Annotated in this window: 14 protein-coding genes; 7 read left to right on the forward strand and 7 right to left on the reverse strand. The window is 75.5% G+C overall.

Annotated features, from left to right (window positions below):
- Positions 1 to 19: 19 nt before the first annotated feature.
- From cutA to GA0070613_RS14305, 5 genes are all read left to right on the forward strand, one after another.
- Positions 20 to 340, forward strand: coding sequence for a divalent-cation tolerance protein CutA (cutA, locus tag GA0070613_RS14290; RefSeq protein ID WP_089012756.1), 321 nt, complete (start codon positions 20 to 22; stop codon positions 338 to 340).
- Positions 341 to 387: 47 nt separating this feature from the next.
- Complete coding sequence (locus GA0070613_RS14295; protein ID WP_089012757.1) at positions 388 to 3,837, forward strand: SCO7613 C-terminal domain-containing membrane protein; 3,450 nt, start codon at positions 388 to 390, stop codon at positions 3,835 to 3,837.
- A gap of 125 nt (positions 3,838 to 3,962) precedes the next feature.
- Positions 3,963 to 5,015: a fatty acid desaturase family protein gene (locus tag GA0070613_RS14300; protein ID WP_089012758.1), complete on the forward strand. Its 1,053-nt coding sequence runs from the start codon at positions 3,963 to 3,965 to the stop codon at positions 5,013 to 5,015.
- Positions 5,016 to 5,102: 87 nt separating this feature from the next.
- Positions 5,103 to 5,396 carry a 4a-hydroxytetrahydrobiopterin dehydratase gene (locus GA0070613_RS32965; RefSeq protein WP_197699076.1) on the forward strand — a complete coding sequence of 98 codons (294 nt, stop codon included), beginning with the start codon at positions 5,103 to 5,105 and terminating at the stop codon, positions 5,394 to 5,396.
- Entirely contained in the window at positions 5,393 to 6,541 is a 1,149-nt protein-coding gene (locus tag GA0070613_RS14305) for an FHA domain-containing protein (RefSeq protein WP_197699077.1), read from the forward strand. The genes GA0070613_RS32965 and GA0070613_RS14305 overlap by 4 nt, the downstream gene beginning before the upstream one ends.
- Positions 6,542 to 6,599: 58 nt before the next feature.
- Here the strand turns inward: GA0070613_RS14305 and rocD are convergent, their stop codons facing one another.
- The 3 genes from rocD to GA0070613_RS14320 all read right to left on the reverse strand — a co-directional run bounded on the left by rocD (position 6,600) and on the right by GA0070613_RS14320 (position 9,660).
- On the reverse strand, positions 6,600 to 7,814 hold the full coding sequence (rocD, locus tag GA0070613_RS14310) for an ornithine--oxo-acid transaminase (RefSeq protein ID WP_172875820.1): 1,215 nt from the start codon (positions 7,812 to 7,814) through the stop codon (positions 6,600 to 6,602).
- Positions 7,811 to 8,626 (reverse strand): dimethylargininase, encoded by an 816-nt coding sequence (gene ddaH, locus GA0070613_RS14315; RefSeq protein WP_172875988.1) that lies wholly within the window; start codon positions 8,624 to 8,626, stop codon positions 7,811 to 7,813. Before ddaH ends, rocD begins: the two co-directional genes overlap by 4 nt.
- Before the next feature lie 302 nt (positions 8,627 to 8,928).
- Positions 8,929 to 9,660 carry a DMT family transporter gene (locus GA0070613_RS14320; RefSeq protein WP_089012760.1) on the reverse strand — a complete coding sequence of 244 codons (732 nt, stop codon included), beginning with the start codon at positions 9,658 to 9,660 and terminating at the stop codon, positions 8,929 to 8,931.
- 228 nt (positions 9,661 to 9,888) lie between these two features.
- On the opposite strand from GA0070613_RS14320, the gene GA0070613_RS14325 reads away from it, so the two are divergent.
- Positions 9,889 to 10,698 (forward strand): Fpg/Nei family DNA glycosylase, encoded by an 810-nt coding sequence (locus GA0070613_RS14325; protein ID WP_089012761.1) that lies wholly within the window; start codon positions 9,889 to 9,891, stop codon positions 10,696 to 10,698.
- Between the two features lie 159 nt (positions 10,699 to 10,857).
- On the forward strand, positions 10,858 to 11,106 hold the full coding sequence (locus GA0070613_RS14330) for an NADPH-dependent FMN reductase family protein (RefSeq protein WP_197699078.1): 249 nt from the start codon (positions 10,858 to 10,860) through the stop codon (positions 11,104 to 11,106).
- 48 nt (positions 11,107 to 11,154) lie between these two features.
- Here GA0070613_RS14330 and GA0070613_RS14335 read toward each other — a convergent pair whose 3' ends face one another.
- From GA0070613_RS14335 to GA0070613_RS14350, 4 genes are all read right to left on the reverse strand, one after another.
- Positions 11,155 to 12,033, reverse strand: a complete 879-nt coding sequence (locus GA0070613_RS14335; RefSeq protein WP_089012762.1) for an aminoglycoside phosphotransferase family protein — start codon at positions 12,031 to 12,033, stop codon at positions 11,155 to 11,157.
- 86 nt (positions 12,034 to 12,119) lie between these two features.
- Positions 12,120 to 13,541 carry a WGR domain-containing protein gene (locus tag GA0070613_RS14340; protein WP_089012763.1) on the reverse strand — a complete coding sequence of 474 codons (1,422 nt, stop codon included), beginning with the start codon at positions 13,539 to 13,541 and terminating at the stop codon, positions 12,120 to 12,122.
- A 101-nt stretch (positions 13,542 to 13,642) separates the two neighbouring features.
- A complete protein-coding gene (locus tag GA0070613_RS14345) occupies positions 13,643 to 15,022 on the reverse strand; it encodes an FAD-dependent oxidoreductase (protein ID WP_089015940.1) in 1,380 nt (459 codons plus the stop codon).
- Positions 15,023 to 15,091: 69 nt separating this feature from the next.
- Positions 15,092 to 16,240 carry a carboxylate-amine ligase gene (locus GA0070613_RS14350; RefSeq protein WP_089015941.1) on the reverse strand — a complete coding sequence of 383 codons (1,149 nt, stop codon included), beginning with the start codon at positions 16,238 to 16,240 and terminating at the stop codon, positions 15,092 to 15,094.
- Positions 16,241 to 16,299 lie beyond the last annotated feature (59 nt).

Here is a 16,299-nt window from a genome sequence, read left to right on the forward strand (position 1 = left end):
TCTCCCGTAGGGTGCGTTCGTGGAGCAGATCTGCGTGGTGACGACGGTGGTGGACGCGCGGTCGGTCGCGGACGTGCTGGCGGCCGCGGCCGTCGCCGGACGGTTGGCGGCGTGCGCCCAGGTCGGCGGGCAGGTGGACAGCACCTACTGGTGGCAGTCGGCGATCCAGACCACCCCCGAGTGGACGGTGCAGTTCAAGACCGCCCCGGACCGGGTGACCGCCCTGGTCGACCAGCTCCGCGCCAACCACCCGTACGAGGTGCCGGAGATCCTGGTGACCCGGGTGGAGAGCGGCAACCCCGACTACGCGACCTGGGTGCACGAACACAGCCGTCCCTAGGTACTCCTACTCTGGGCGGCCGGCCCCCCGGGCGCGATGCTGGCCGGGTGGAGAACACCGGCTACCCCTGCCCCGGCTGCGGCGCGCCCGCCGACCTCGCCTCCGGCTGCCCCGGCTGCGGTCGCCCGCCGTACCCGCCCGCCGCCGAGGTGGTCCGGCTGGACCGGGAGATCGCCGCGCTGGCCCCGGAGGTGGAGCGGGCCCGGGTGACGTACCAGGACCTGACGGCCCGGCTGGGCGCGGCACGGCAGCGCCGGACGCAGCTGGCCGCCCGGATCCGCCTGGAGATCCCGTCGCCGCAGCCGCGTCCCGTGCCACCCGTCCCGGCGCCGCCGTCGCCGGCCGTGGCCGGGCCCGGCCGGCCGGAGACCTCCACCCGGACCGTGCAGGGGCTGCTCTTCGTCCTCGGTGGACTCCTCCTCGGCACCGCGGCGATCGTCTTCACCGCCGTCGCCTGGGCGGCCGTCGGGGTGGCCGGCCGGGCACTGATCCTGGCCGCGGTCACCGTGCTCGCGCTGGCCGCGCCGCTGGTCGCGACCCGGCGTGGGCTGCGCGGCACGGCCGAGACGTTCGCCGCGGTGGGGCTGCTGCTGGTGCTCCTCGACGGGTACGCCGCCTGGACGGTGGACCTGTTCGGCGTGGCCGGCTGGCCGGGGACCCGGTACGCCGCGCTGGTCGGGGGGATCGGCGCGGCGGTGGCGGCCGGGTACGCGCGGCTGAGCTGGCTGACCGTGCCGTGGTTCGCGGCGTTGCTGGTCGCGCAGCCGGTGCTGCCGCTGGCCGCGGCGGCGGCCCGGCCGTCGGCCGCCGGGTGGGCGCTGGTCTGCACCGGGGTGGCGCTGGGCGATCTCGTGGTGGTGGTCGCCCTGCGTCCCCGGGTGCCGGCCGGGGCGTCCGGGCCGGGAATGCTCGTCGGCACCCCGGCGGTGGTCGCCGGGCGGGTCCTCGGCTGGCTCGGCCACGGGGTCGCGCTCGCCGCCGCCGCCGGCTGCGCGCTGGTGCCGCTGGCCCGGGGCCGGGCGGCCGGTACCCCGCTGCTGGCCGGCGGCCCGCTGCTGCTGGTGTCGGTCGCCCTGCTCGGCGGGGCACTGGCCGTGGGCGGCCGGACGTACCGGTTGGTCGCGGCCGGGCTGCTGGTGCCGATGCTCGCCACCGCGCTGCTCCGGCCGGTGGCCGAGCTGCGTCCGGGGCTGCTGCTGTTCGCGGCCGGGTCGGTGGTGGCCGTACTGGCCGGGGCGGTCCGCGTGCTGCCGGGGCGGCTTCGTACCGGGCCACGGGTGGGGGCGCTGGTGGTGGCCGGTGGGCTGGCGCAGGTGGCCACGCTGGCCACGGTCGTGCTCGCCGGCGGTGCGGTCCTCCGGTCGCTGCCGCCGTGGCACGGCGCTGCGGCCGGGCCGGCGCCGCACTGGGGGTGGCAGCTGCCGGTCGCCGTGCTGCTGACCGCCGCGGCGGTGGCCCTGCTGCTGCCCCGGGCCACCCGGCCGGTCGTCGCGGGGGGTGGGGCGCTGGCCGTGCTGGCCGCCCCGGCGGTCGCGGCCACCCCGTGGCCCGTGGTGGTGGCGGCCGACCTGCTGGCGGCCACCGTGCTGGTGGCGTCCGCCGTGCTCCGGCCGCGCCGGCGGTACGCGACCGTGCTCGTCCCGGCCCTCGGCGGGGCCGTCCTGCTCGGCCACGGCCTGCTGGTCGGGCTCGCCAATCCCGCCGGGGCGGGAGCGGCGCTCGCCGTCGTGGCCGCGGCGGGCGCCCTGGTGGCGGCCCGGGGCCGGCGGGGCGCCGGCGTCCAGCCCACCGTCGGCGGGGTGGCGCTGGCCGCGGCGGTGCTCGCCGTGCCGGCGGGGGTGGCCGTCGGGCTGATCGCCGCCGGGGCGCCGCCCTGGTGGCAGCTGCGCGGGGCGTTCGCCGCCGTCGGGGTGCTGGTGTTCGGGGTCCTCGCCGTCCGTCGACAGTGGCCGGACCTGCTCGGGTACGCCTCGACCGGGTTCGCCGCCGCGCTCGCGCTGGTCGGGGCCGCGCCGCTGGTCGTGCCGGGGGCCGAGCGGGTGTCGCTCTACGCCACGCTGGGCGTGCTGCTGGCGCTGGCCGTCGGCGGAGGTGCCCGGCCGGGCATCGCCCCGCGCCTGGTCGGGGCCGGACTGTCCGGGCTGGCGCTGCTCGCCGTCGCGCCGGTCACCCTGCGGGTCCTCGTCGACCTGCCGGTCCCGGCCTGGTCCGGGGTGCCCGCCGTGGACCAGGTGCCGGGTGCCGGCGGCGCCGGCCTGACCCTGCTGCTGCTCGGGGCCGCCGCGGCGGCGTACGCCCGGGTCGTGCGCGGCGGGCGGTGGGTGCCGGCGCTGGCCGGGCTGCCGTTCGGCGCGGCCGGGCTGCCGGTGCTGCTGGTGGCGGCCGGCGCGCCCTGGCCGGTGGCGCCGGCGGTGGCGTTCGGCGTCGGACTGGCCGCGCTGCTGGCCCCCGCGCTCGCCGCGCCGCGCCCGCCCCTGCTCCCGGTGACGCTGCCGGTCGGGCTGGCGCTGACCGTCCCGGGGCTGGGCGGACTGCTCGCCACCCGGGCCGGGACGCTCGCCGGCCTGGGTGCGCTGGTGGTGGCCGCGGCCGTCGTCGGCGCGGTCGGGCGGCACGCCGACACCCGGCTGGCCGGCTGGCTGTCGGGTGTGCTGGCGGCGGCCGGCTTCGCGGTGACCGCGGCGCTGGCCGGCGGCCTGCCACTGCGTACCGCCGCCTTCGGGGTGCTGGCGGTGGCGGTGCTGGTCCTGTTCGCCGCGCCGGCCCTCACCGCCCGCGAGGGCCGCGTCGGAGCGGCGCTGGCGGCCGGCCGGTCGGCGACCGGACGCGGCCCGGCGCTCGCGGTGGCGCTGGAGGCGGCCGCCCAGGCGGTCGCGGTGCTGGCGCTGCTGCTGGCCGGCGGCGCGCTGCGGCACGCGGCGGCGGTCTGCGCGCTCTGGGGCGTGGCCGTCGCGCTCCGGGTGCTGCGGCGGGGCGAGCCGACCTCCCGGCGCTGGGTCCTCGCCGGCGTCGCGGGCGGCAGCGAGCTGCTCGGGGGGTGGCTGCTGCTGGTCGCCGGCGGGGTGGCGCTGCTGGAGGCGTACACGGTGCCGGCGGCCGGGCTGGCCCTCGCCGCCGGCCTGGTGGCGCTGCGTACCCGGGCCGGGCTGAACAGCTGGCTGGCGCTCGGCCCGGGGCTGGCCGCGGCGCTGCTGCCCAGCCTGGTCTCGGTGCTGGTGGCGGCGGATCCGCAGCCCTGGCGGCGGCTGGCGCTCGGCGTCGTCGCGCTCGGCGCGGTGCTCGCCGGGGCGGTCCGGCGCTGGCAGGCGCCGGTCCTGCTGGGCGCGGCCACCCTCGTCCCGCTCGCGCTGCACGAGCTGGCCCGCGGCTGGGACCTGCTGCCTCGGTGGATCTACCTGGGTCTCGGCGGGTTGGCGCTGATCGCGCTTGCCGCGACCTACGAGCGGCGCCGGCGGGACCTGGCCCGGCTGCGGATCATGGTCGGCCGGATGAGCTGAGGTAGGGCCAGCCCCACCCCCAGCTCGGGGGGGTACGGTATTACTCAGCGCAACCGTGCCGACCAGAATCGGTACGCGGGCCCGCCGCCTGGCGGGGCCACACGACCGAGGAACGGGGAGCGCAGATGACTTCTTCGACGCTGGCGGCACCACCGGCAGGGCGGGGCAGTGATTACGCACGGTTGTCCCGCCGGGTCGCCGAGACCGGCCTCTTCGCCCGCCGCCCGGTCGGGTACGCGGTGCGGATCGTGCTCACCCTGGGCGCCTTCCTGGCCGGGTGGGCGGTGCTGGTCGCGGTCGGCGACTCCTGGGCGCAGCTGCTGGTCGCGGTCGGGATGGCGGTGGCCACCACCCAGCTGGCGTTCCTCGGGCACGATGCCGGACACCGGCAGATGTTCCGCCGGCGCGGTCACAGCGAGGTGGCCGGGCTGATCGCCGGCAACCTCGCCGTCGGGCTCAGCTACGGCTGGTGGGTCGACAAGCACAACCGGCACCACGCCAACCCCAATCACGAGGACGAGGACCCGGACGTCGGGGCGGGCGCGCTGGTCTGGACGTACGAGCAGGCGGCGGCGACCCGCGGCTTCGGCCGCTGGCTGGCCCGGCGGCAGGCGTGGCTGTTCTTCCCGATGCTGCTGCTGGAGGGGCTGGCGCTGCACGTCGCCAGCGTCCGGGCGCTGACCAGCCGGGAGCCGGACGGGCGCTGGACCACCCCGGTCCGGCACCGGGCGGTCGAGGCGCTGCTGCTCGGCGCGCACGCGGTCGGCTACCTCGGGCTGGTGTTCACCGTCATGTCGCCGGGGAAGGCGCTGCTCTTCGTCGCCGTCCACCAGGGTCTCTGGGGGTTCTACATGGGCTGCGCGTTCGCCCCCAACCACAAGGGCATGCCGATGCCGTCCGCGGACGACGACCTCGACTTCCTGCGTAAGCAGGTGCTCACCTCGCGCAACGTGCGCGGCGGCCGGTTGGTCGACGCGGCGCTCGGCGCGTTGAACTACCAGATCGAGCACCACCTGTTCCCGAACATGCCCCGGGCCAACCTGCGGCGGGCACGGCCGATCGTCCGGGCGTACTGCGCGGAGCACGGCATCGGGTACGCGGAGACCGGGCTGGTCGAGTCGTATCGGCAGGCGCTGGCCCACCTGCACGAGGTCGGCCGCCCGCTGCGCGACCGGTGACCCGTTCGCCGGCCGCCGCCCTGCTCACCGGCGTGCCCGGCGGTGGCGGGGCGGGGCTCCGGTAGGCCCTCCCGGTAGGGTCGACGCATGGCAGACCTGCTCACCGCCGAGGCGGTACGAGACGAGCTGGGCGGGCTGGCGGACTGGTCGGGTGACCCGGCCGGGATCAGCCGCACCGTTGAGCTGGGCAGTTTCCCGGCGGCCGTCGCGGTGGTCGACCGGGTCGCCGCGGCGGCCGAGGAACTCGACCACCACCCCGACATCGACATCCGATGGCGGACCCTGACCTTCCGTTGCGTCACGCACTCGGCCGGTGGGGTGACCCACCGTGATTTCGCGTTGGCCCGGCGGATCGACGACATCGTCCGGAGCGCCCGATGAGATTCGAGATCAGCAAGGTGCTGGACGCCATCGAGGGTCGGGTCTGCACCGACCCGTCGCTGGCCCGTGCCGTGGTGGACCTGGCCGAGGTGATCCGCTGGCAGGACCTCGACGCCGGCCGGCCGGCCAGCCTGCTTCGGCTCGGCATGGTGATCGACGCGCTGGCCCGCCAGTTGGAGGAGGACAGCGTCCCGGTCTACGCGATCGTGCACCGGGCCCTGCTCTCCGACGCCGACCTGACCTCCAACGAGCGGATGGTGGTCCGCCGCTGGGCGGACGACGGCCTGGTCGAAGTGTTGGACAACCCGGGCGACCGGATGCTGGAGGTCGCCGACCTGCTCGGCCTGCCGGTGCTCAGCCGGGTCCGCTTCGACGGGCTGGGCGGCCGGTGGCCATGGCTCGGGCAGGCCGGGCGGGTGCTCGCCCCGGTGCCCGGCGCGGGCGGGCCGGTCTTCATCGCGCACGTCGGGGGCGGGCAGAGCCCGGCCACCGGCACCCGGTCGTCGGTGGGCGCGAAGCTGCTCGGCCGGCAGTGGCGCTGCCCCGAGCCGGGCTGCGCGCTCTTCGGCGGTGGTGGGGGCGGTGGCGCCTTCGCCGACCTGGCCCGGGTGGACCGCGCCCCGGCCGGGCAGCCGCCGCCCACGCTCCGGGGTGGCGTGCCGACCTGCCCCCGGCACGGCGCCCGGCTCGGCGACGCCGGGCCGCGGCCGCGTACGGAGGTGCTGGCGGTCCGGATCGGTGGGCTGGTCCGCCGCCGGTTCGTGCTCACCGAGACCCAGCCGGTGCTGGTCGGGCGGGCCCCGGAACAGACAGGCGGGATCACGCTCGGCCAGTGGCTCAACGACGAGTCGCGGCGCTGGATCAGCCGCAACCACGTGCGCCTCGAGCTGCGGGTCGGCGAGGTGATCGTGACCGACACCAGCACCAACGGCTCGGGCATCCGGCCGGCCGGCTCGATGGCCGAGCCGGACCGGCTCCCGCTCGCCCCGCAGCAGTCCCGGGTGCTGGCGGAGGGCGACATCGTCGAGCTCTACCCCGGCGTGCAGATCGCCCGCGCCGACGAGCTGCCCAGCGGCGCCCCGTTCACGCCCACCTCGGTGATGGCGGAGGCCCCCACCATGGCCATGCGGCTGCCACGTCCCTGAGGCCGACGACGAAGGGCGCCGGGACCGTCACGGTCCCGGCGCCCTTCCGCGTACGAGGTCAGCCGGCCAGCACTGCGGCGAGCTGCGCCACCGCGTGGTCGATCTCCGCTTCGGTGATGACCAGCGGCGGGGCGAGGCGGATCGTCGAGCCGTGGGTGTCCTTGGCCAGGACGCCCCGCTCCATCAGCCGCTCGCAGGCCTGCCGGCCGGTCATCAGCGTCGGGTCGATGTCCAGGCCGGCCCAGAGGCCGCGGCCCCGGACGGCGACCAGGCCCTTGCCGACCAGCGCCTGGAGGCCGGCCTGCAGCCGCTCGCCCAGCTCGGCCGAGCGCCGCTGGAACTCGCCGGTGGCCAGCAGCCGGACCACCTCGGTGGCGACGGCGCAGGCCAGCGGGTTGCCGCCGAAGGTCGAGCCGTGCTGGCCCGGCTTCAGCACCCCGAGCACGTCGGCGTTCGCGGCCACCGCGGAGACCGGCACGATGCCGCCGCCGAGCGCCTTGCCCAGCAGGTACATGTCCGGCACGACGCCCTCGTGCTCGCAGGCGAAGGTGGCGCCGGTCCGGCCCAGGCCGGACTGGATCTCGTCGGCGATGAAGAGCACGTTGTTCTCGGTGCAGACCCGGCGGACGCCCGGCAGGTAGCCCTCCGGCGGCACCACGACGCCCTGCTCGCCCTGGATCGGCTCGAGCAGCACGGCGACGGTGTTCTCGTCGATCGCGGCGGCCAGCGCGTCCAGGTCGCCGTAGGGGACGACCGTGAAGCCCGGGGTGTACGGCCCGAAGTCGGCGCGCGCGTCCTCGTCGGTGGAGAAGCTCACGATGGTGGTGGTCCGGCCGTGGAAGTTGCCCTCGGCCACCACGATGTTCGCCTGGCCCGGGGTGACGCCCTTGACCTGGTAGCCCCACTTGCGGGCCACCTTGATGCCGGTCTCCACCGCCTCGGCGCCGGTGTTCATCGGCAGGACCAGGTCCTTGCCGCACAGCTCGGCCAGCTCCTTGCAGAAGTCGGCGAACTGATCGTGGATGAACGCCCGGCTGGTCAGGGTGAGCTTGTCGAGCTGCGCGTGCGCGGCCTCGATCAGCTTCGGGTGCCGGTGGCCGAAGTTCAGCGCGGAGTAACCGGCCAGGCAGTCCAGGTACCGCCGGCCGTCCACGTCGGTCAGCCAGGCCCCCTCGGCGGAGGAGACCACCACCGGCAGCGGGTGGTAGTTGTGCGCCGTCCAGCGCTCCGCGTCCCGGACCGCGGCCGGAGTCCGCAGCATGTCCTCGATCACTTGCTTGCCCTTCCCTGACGGAGTCGCAACGTGCAGCACTTCGGTCCGCCGCCGGCCTTGCGCAGCTCGGACAGGTCGATCCCGATCGTCTCGTAGCCCCGGTCGCGCAGCTTGGCGGCCAGCTCGGTGGCCTGCGCGGGCAGCACCACGTGCTCACCGTCGCTGACCGCGTTCAGCCCCAGCACCTCGGCGTCGGCCATGGTGGCGTGGATCGCGTCCGGGAAGAGCCGGCGCAGCACCGCCTGGCTGCCGGGCGAGAACGCCTCCGGCAGGTACGCCACGGTCCGCTCGTCGAGCACGGTCAGCGCGGTGTCCAGGTGGTAGAAGCGCGGGTCCACCAGCTGCATGGTGATCACCGGGTAGCCGAAGACCTCCTGCAGCTGCGCGTGCGAGGCGTGCGCGGTGCGGAAGCCGGTGCCGGCCAGCAGGTGGTCGCCGACCAGCAGGACGTCGCCCTCACCCTCGTTGACGTGCTTCGGGTCGTACATCTCGAAGCCGGCGGCCTCGAACCAGGCGCGGTACGCGGGGGCCTCGTCGGCGCGCTGCGGGTCGCGGAACTGCACCGCCATCGCCTTGCCGTCGATCACCGTGCCGCCGTTGGCGGCGAAGACCATGTCCGGCAGGCCGGCGACCGGGTCGACCAGCTCGACCTCGTGGCCCAGGTCCAGGTACGTCTGCCGGAGCTGCTCCCACTGCCGGATCGCCAGGTCGGCGTCGACCGGGGCGGTCGGGTCCATCCACGGGTTGATCGCGTAGTCGACGGCGAAGTACGTCGGCCGGCACATCAGGAAACGCTGCCTGGTGGCGTCCATCGTCATTGTCCTGCTCCCAGCGGTCGGGCGCGCCCGGCCACCGTGGCCCACGGGCTGGCGCCGTTGGTCAACGGTATGCGGCCCGAGGCGACGACATCCACCGTCGGAAGTTGCGTTGGCCGCCGGATCGTTGCGTCTGAGGCTGGCAGTCCGACGATTCATTGCGTCGGGCCGATCATCAGGCCCCGGACGCACTTCGGGGGCGGCGAATCGCCGCCCCCGAAAGAGGATGTGCCCGGCCGGTGAACCACCGGAGCTGGTCGGGCGTGCCGACGCACCGCCGGCGAGCCGGAAAATGCCCGTCAGAACACGCCGGCAAACTGTGAGTCAAGCCACTCGCGGAACCGGCCCACCCAGTCGCCGTCAGTGGTCGGCCAGTCGAACTGGCCGGTCAGCGCCACGATGCCGAGCACCACGGCGGCGAGACCGACCAGGATGCCGATCAGCGCGTCGGTCTTGCCGGCGATGTGCCGGCGGCGGGTGGCCATCAGACCCAGCACGGCGAGGACCGCGCCGACCGCGCCGAGCCCGACGCCGTACCCGGCGAGGGTGCCGGTGAGCACGAAGAGCGCGCCGACCACCGAGACGATCAGGCCGAGCGTGGCCAGCAGGCTGGCCCGGGGCTTCGGGCCTACGGCGACCGGTTCGGCGCGGTCGTCGAGGTCGGCGCGGTCCCGGTCCACCGGCACCGGCCGCTCCACCGACCGGTCGCGGCTCCGGTCCAGGTCGACGGTCCGCTCCCGGGCAGGGTCCGGACTCACCACGGCGCCGGCCCGCGGGGTGTCCGCGCCCACCGGCCGTACGGTGGCGGCCCGCGCGGTCGCCGCCCGTTGCTCCGCGTCCGGGACGCGGTCGCCGTCGGTGGCGGTGCTCCGGGACGTCGCCCGGTCGTCGTCCCGGTCGGCGACCACCGGCCGTCCCGCCGTGCCGTCCACCCGGTCCGGCGACGCGACGTCGTCCCGCTCGTCGACGCGCCCGTCGCCGTTCACGTCCTCGTTCTGCGCCGTTCCGTTGCGGCGCGACTGAATCTTCACTGCACACCTCCTGGTCAAGGGCGTGGAGGCCACGGAAGCGCAGTGGCAGCCACGCGTGACGGACAGGATGTACCCCGTCGCCGAGTCGCCGACACCCATCGACGGATCGCCCGGCCTGCCGGTCGGCCCCGGTGGCGCGGGCACCGGGCGCCGGCCGGCCCCGAGCGACCCGGATCGCGCGGCGGTCGGCCTCCGCGGGCGGGTCGACGCCGGGCTACCGTTGCCGGCGTGCCAGAGGGACACACCATCCACCGCCTGGCGGCCCGGCACGCCGAGCTCTTCGCCGGCGACAAGGTGCACGCCGCCAGCCCGCAGGGCCGCTTCGCCGAGGGCGCCGCCCGGCTCACCGGCACCGTCCTGGACGGCACCGAGGCGTACGGCAAGCACCTGCTGCACCACTACGCCGGCGAGCTGGCCCTACACGTCCACCTCGGGCTGTACGGCAAGGTCGCCGACGGCGCCGGCGAACCGCCGCCGCCCGTCGGCCAGGTGCGGCTGCGGCTGACCAGCGACGGGCACTGGCTCGACCTGCGCGGTCCCACCGCCTGCGAGCTGCTCACCCCGCCCGAGGTGGCGGCGCTGCGCGACCGGCTCGGCCCGGACCCGCTGCGCGCCGACGCCGACCCGGACCGGGCGTACGCCCGGATCTCCCGCAGCCCGACGCCCCTCGCCGCGCTGCTGCTGGACCAGTCGGTGGTCGCCGGCACCGGGTTGATCTTCGTGACCGAGGCGCTGTTCCGGGCCGGGCTGCCGCCCACCCTGCCCGGCCGGGAGCTGACCCCGGCCGGCTGGCGGGAACTCTGGGCCGACCTGGTCGCGCTGATGACCCTCGCCGTCGAGCGGGGCCGGATCGACACCGTGCGCGACGCCCACCTGCCCGAGGCGATGGGCCGCGGCGCCCGCGTCGACCGGCACGGCGGCGAGGTGTACGTGTACCGCCGCCCCGGCGCGCCCTGCCACGTCTGCGGCACCCAGGTCAGCCGGGGCGACCTGGCCGGCCGCAACCTCTACTGGTGCGCCACCTGCCAGGCCGGCTGACGCCGGGCCGGTGCCGCGGGCACACCAGACGCCAACCGATCCGGCCGGCCATCATCGGTGTCGCGGCGAACGTTCGTCGTGGTGTCGCCGGGCCGCGTCCCTCAACTCGTCGGCTGCGTCAACACTGCGGGCGACGGGTTGCGGTCCCGTCCCTGCTCGATGCGGGTGAGGTGCGGCGGCGCCGCCGGCGGTCGCCATGCCGTCCTCCATCTGGAGAACGTCCTCACCGAACTGCACGCGGTGACGATCCGCGACGGCCTGGCCTTCCCGAACTACCGCACTGGCTGGGAAGACGGCCGGCCACTGGACCCCGAGGCGCCCGGATATGCCAAGACCCTGCTGGATCATCTCGCCTGGTGGGCCGCAGCCCTGCGGGCGGCACGCGACGCCGCCCCGTATCCGGCCTGAAGGAGGACTTGTGGGATGCACCGGTCCCCAGCCGTCTCCGGGGCCCGGTCACTCCACGCCGAGCAGCCAGCGGACGACCTCGACCTGGTTCGGGAAGACCTGGCCCTCGGCGACGCTCCAGGCCAGGGTGTGCCCGATCGTCCAGCCGCGGACCCGCTCCCGGTCGAGCCCCAGCTCGGCGCTGAGCCGGTCCAACCGGTGTCGCACCGCCGCGGGAGAGTGGCCCAGCTCGGCGCCGCGCACCATCGGCACCGGGGCGAACTCCCGCTCGCCGACCACCGGCTTCGGGTCGATCACCAGCCATGGCTCCCGGGTGGCCCGCAGCACGTTGCCGGCGTGCAGGTCCTGGTTGACCAGCACCTGCTCACCCTGGTTCGGCGCCAGCTCGTCGAGCAGCCCGAGCGCGGCGTCGAGCAGCCGCCGCTCGTACGGCCGGTTGGCCCGCTCCCAGTGCACCGGCATCCGCTCGGCCCAGCCGGCGGCTTCCTCGGCGAGCGGGGTGAACGGCCGGCCGGCCGGCACCTGGAGCCGGGGGAGCAGCTCCACCACCGCGTCGAGCGCCCGATCGGGCGGGAGCTGGTGGAGCGGGCTGCCGGGCACGCACCGCTCGACCAGCAGCGCCCGGCGCTCGGCGTCGTGGGCCAGCAGCCGGATCGCCCCCCGGCCGGCCCAGTGCGCCAACGCGGTCGCCTCCTGCACGCTGTCCTCGTCCGGGTACTGGAGCTTGAGCACGGCCGGGGTGCCGTCCGGCAGCGTGGCAGGCACGGCCAGCGACGCGAACGCGTACGGGTAGGGCGCACCGACCCGCAGCTCCCAGCGCTCGACGCACTCGGCCAGCCGGTCCGGCAGCGTCGCCAGCCACTCCCGCCCGGCCGGGACCCGCTCGGTCCAACGCAGCCCCTCGGGGATCTCCAGTTCGACGGCCATCCGACCATCCTCGACGCAATCGGGTCCCCGCGTACAACCGATTCCGGCCGGCAGGCCGTCCCGGCCCGCTCGCGGGACCGCGCCGGTCAGCGGAGGCGGCGGATGTCGCCGTACGTCCGGTAGAAGCCGCCGCGGCCGGACTGCCGGACCTCGGTGACCAGGTAGCGCGCGCCCGGCTCGCGGATGCCCTTGGGGAACTGCACCGACCAGTCGCGCCGGTAGCCGGAGGAGAGCACCTGGATGCGCAGCCGGCCGCGGTCCTCGACGCACTGCACCACCACGCCGTCGCGGTCGTCGGTGGTCACCTCGACGGTCGTCCAGGCCGCCGGCTCCGGCAGCCGGGCCGGCGCCTTGACGTCCACCACCTCCGGCACGCTGCCCGCCTCGGCCGCCCGGATCGCCGGCTCGCTGGCGTCGACGCAGGCCAGGTAGCCGCCGGTGGTCACCACGTAGAGCCGCTCCTCGTGGTACTGCATCGAGTACGCCGAGCCGCAGCCGGTGCCGAGCTTCCACAGCCGGTTGCCGGATGCGTCGAAGCAGTAGATGGAGGACTGGCTGTCGCCGGCGAAGACGTACCGGCCGCCCTCCGCGGTGGCGCAGGAGAAGACCGGGGCGTCGCAGCGGTACGCCCGTCCGGTGCGGCCGTCCTTGCGCAGCCGCACCACCTCCCGGGTGCCGGTGCCGGCGAAGACCGCGTCCCGTTCCTGCCAGCCGAAGAGCACCGACCCGGTACGGGTGTGCCACAGCTCCCGTCCGGTCCGCCAGTCGTAGCCGGTCACCCCCTGCGAGTGGCCGTGGTAGAGCGCGTCGGCGTCGCAGCGGACCATCCAGGCGGCCCGGCCGCGCCCCGGCCGCCGCCAGAGGAACTCGTCCTCGTGGTCGATCGCGGCGATCCCGCCGTCGGCGTCGGAGACACCCAGCACCCCGTCGTGGATGTCCAGCCAGTAGATGTCGATCTCGGGGGCGATCGCGTACGCCACCCGGGGCACCTTGCCGGACAGGTCGTACACGTTGCCGTCGTCGCAGCCGGCGTAGATCCAGGCGTCGTCGGCGACGATGCACTTCACCCCGTCGGGGAGCCGGACCTGGTTCAGCACCCGGGCGTCGTGGCTCAGCGTGGTGATGACGCCGTGCTCGTTGCCCACCATGCAACTCTGCCCGTCGATGAAGATGCCGAACGCGGGGGCGCCCGAGTCGTACCGCCAGAGGACCGGGGCGGTGTGGGCGGTGGAGCGGGTGCTGACGATCTGCCGGCGGGACACCGCCCGCTTCTGCCGGACGCCGCGCACCGCCGGGGCGTACCCCTTGCGGATCTTCTCGCCGATCTTCTTCGCGGCGGCGGCGCGGGCGCGCACGTTGTCCGGGAAGGTGCTGGTCTTGACCTGGCCCTGGTCGCCGATCCGGCCGTAGCGCACGGTCAGCGCGGTGTCCGCCACCACGATCTCGTAGAACTTGTGCGCACTACCGTCCACTTCGGACAGTTCGAGGTAGGTCGTCTCCTGCGACATGGGTGCCTCCGAGGGGAATCGGCGCCGGAAACCGGCACTGCGACAGCGCGCACACGCTAACCGCGCCCCCCGACAAAGATCGGGTGCGGAGCGCGGGCGACCTAGCGGCCGGGGCCGGCGAGGGCGTCGACGGCCTTGCGGGCCGCGATCAACACCGGGTCCCAGACCGGCGCGTACGGCGGGGCGTAACCCAGGTCCAGCGCCGTCATGTCGTCCACCGTCATGCCGTTCCAGAGCGCCACGGCCAGCGTGTCGATCCGTTTGGCCGCCTCGGACCAGCCGACGATCTGCGCCCCGAGGAGCCGGCCGCTGGGCCGCTCGGCGATCAGCTTGACGGTCATCGTCCGGGCGCCCGGGTAGTAGCCGGCGCGGTTCGTCGACTCGGCCACCACCGAGACGAACTCGAAGCCCGCCGCGACGGCGTCCCGCTCCCGCAGGCCGGTACGCCCCACCTCCAGGTCGCAGACCTTGGTCACCGCCGTGCCGATCACACCCGGGAAGGTGGCGTACCCGCCGCCGATGTTGATGCCGGCCACCCGGCCCTGCTTGTTGGCATGGGTGCCGAGCGGCACGTGCACCGGCATCCCGCTGACCCGGTGCAGGGTCTCCACGCAGTCCCCGGCCGCCCAGACGCCCGGCACCCCGGGCACCCGCATCCGCCGGTCCGTCCGGACCCCGCCGGTCGGCCCGAGCGGCAGGCCGGCGGCCTCCGCGAGCGCGGTGTTGGGGCGTACGCCGAGGCCGAGCACCACGACGTCGGCCGGCATCGGCCCCTCGGCGGTGACCACGGCGGCGACCCGGCCGTCCCGCTCCTCCAGCCCGGTCACCGCCAGGCCGGTGCGGATCTGGATGCCGATTCCCTTCATGGCGTCGGCGACCAGCTCGGCCATGTCGCCGTCCACGGTGGACATCGGCTGGTCGGCCTGCTCGACCAGGTCGACGGTGAGTCCCCGCTGGATCAGCGACTCGGCCATCTCGACGCCGATGTAGCCGCCGCCGATCACCACCGCCCGGCGGGGCCGGGGCTCGCTCTCCAGCCAGTCGCGCAGCGCCGCGCCGTCGTCGAGGGTCTGCATCCCGAAGACTCCCTGCGTCCCCGTGCGCGCCCAGGCCGGCTTCACCGGCACCGCGCCGGCCGCGTACACCAGGGTGTCGAAGCCCTCGCGGACCTCGCCGCCGCCGTCGAGGTCCCGGGCGACCACCTCGCGCCGTTCCAGGTCGATGCCGGTCACCTCGTGCCGGAGCCGGACGTGGATGTCGAACTGCTCCCGGAAGGTGGCCGGGTCGCGGGCGATGAGCTGGTCCCGCTCGGGCACCAGCCCGCTGATCCAGTAGGGGATGCCACAGGCCGAGTAGGAGGTGAAGTGGCCCCGCTCGAAGGCGACGATCGACAGGTCGTCGCGGTCGCGGCGACGCCGGGCCTGGGACGCGGCGGCCATCCCGGCCGCGTCCCCGCCGACGACGATCAGCCGTTCCGCCACGAGGACCATCCTGTCACGCGGACCTCCCGCGCGGGGCCGCCCCGCGCGGTCCGGCCCGGGCCGCGCCGGTCAGCCACGGGTCTGCCGGGCCACGTCCTCGACCACGTCGACCAGCCGGCCGGTACGGGCGAAGACGGCGCGCTGCCGGGCGGCTCCGCTGCCGTGCCGACGCAGCCCGCCCAGCAGGTCGGTCACCTGGTCGAGGTCGCCGTGCCGGTCCAGCTCGGGACGCACCCGGTCGACCAGCCTGTCCAGCAACTCCCAGGTCGGCCGCAGCTCGCCGTCGGTGAGGTCGACGCCCTCGCCCTCCAGCCCGTCGTGGGCGGCCCGCCAGTGCGCGGCGACCAGCAGGTGGTGGTCGGTCCGGACGGCCGGCCGGCCCTCGGCGATGTCCGTCATCGCGGTCGCCACCAGGGCCCGCACCAGGGCGGCGACCAGCACCGCGTCGTCCACCGACGGGCAGACGTCACCGATCCGGATCTCCACCGTCGGGTACTTCGCCGACAGCCGGGCGTACCAGTAGAGCATCCCCTCGTCGAGCATCACCCCGCTGGCGATGAGCTGCCGGATCAGCCGTTGGTAGTGCTCGTGGGACTCCAGGAAGGGGGTGGGCGACACCGACGGCCAGTGTTCCCACTCCACCGACCGCCAGCTCGCGTAGCCGGTGTCCTCGCCCTTGGCGAACGGGGAGTTGGCGGTCACCGCGTGCAGGATCGGCAGCCAGGCGCGGACGTGGTTGAGCACCTGCACGCCGGTGTCCGGATCCGGGATGCCGACGTGCACGTGCATGCCGTTGTTGCCGGGGCCGGGTACGAGCAGCCGGAACCGCTCGATCATCTGGTCGAAGCGGGGCTTGTCGACGACCGGCGGCACCGGGCCGTCCACCGGGCCGGTGCCGATGGCGAGCACCCGTACGCCGGCCCGCTCGGCGGCGTCGGCCAGCGCGGCGCGCAGCACCCCCAGCGAATGCCGGATGGACGAGAGTTCCAGCCCGGGCGGGCTGCCGATCTCGATCTGGCTGGTCTGGAACTCCCGCTCGACCTGGCCGCGCAGCTCGGCCGGCACCTGTTCCATGACCAGGTCGACGGCCGGTACGGCGGCGCCGGTGTGCGGGTCGACGAGCAGGAACTCCTCCTCGACGCCGACGGTGAACAGGTCGGTGCCGCCCGCGGCGGTGTTCCGTTCCCGCTCCGCCACTGACCCGCTCATCGCCCTCACCGTCCGTTCCGTGCCGGCCGCGACGCCGTGCCGCGTCGTCGACGGGCCATTACCCACCG

The sequence above is a fragment of the Micromonospora inositola genome (assembly GCF_900090285.1).
Classification (GTDB): Bacteria; Actinomycetota; Actinomycetes; order Mycobacteriales; family Micromonosporaceae; genus Micromonospora; species Micromonospora inositola.

Excerpts from the sequence above, each read along its gene's own strand:
- GA0070613_RS14335 (WP_089012762.1), bottom strand. The coding sequence starts at position 12,033 with ATGGCCGTCGAACTGGAGATCCCCGAGGGGCTGCGTTGGACCGAGCGG.
- GA0070613_RS14330 (WP_197699078.1), top strand. The coding sequence starts at position 10,858 with ATGCGGGTGAGGTGCGGCGGCGCCGCCGGCGGTCGCCATGCCGTCCTC.
- GA0070613_RS14300 (WP_089012758.1), top strand. The coding sequence starts at position 3,963 with ATGACTTCTTCGACGCTGGCGGCACCACCGGCAGGGCGGGGCAGTGAT.
- GA0070613_RS14340 (WP_089012763.1), bottom strand. The coding sequence starts at position 13,541 with ATGTCGCAGGAGACGACCTACCTCGAACTGTCCGAAGTGGACGGTAGT.
- GA0070613_RS14305 (WP_197699077.1), top strand. The coding sequence starts at position 5,393 with ATGAGATTCGAGATCAGCAAGGTGCTGGACGCCATCGAGGGTCGGGTC.
- GA0070613_RS32965 (WP_197699076.1), top strand. The coding sequence starts at position 5,103 with ATGGCAGACCTGCTCACCGCCGAGGCGGTACGAGACGAGCTGGGCGGG.
- ddaH (WP_172875988.1), bottom strand. The coding sequence starts at position 8,626 with ATGGACGCCACCAGGCAGCGTTTCCTGATGTGCCGGCCGACGTACTTC.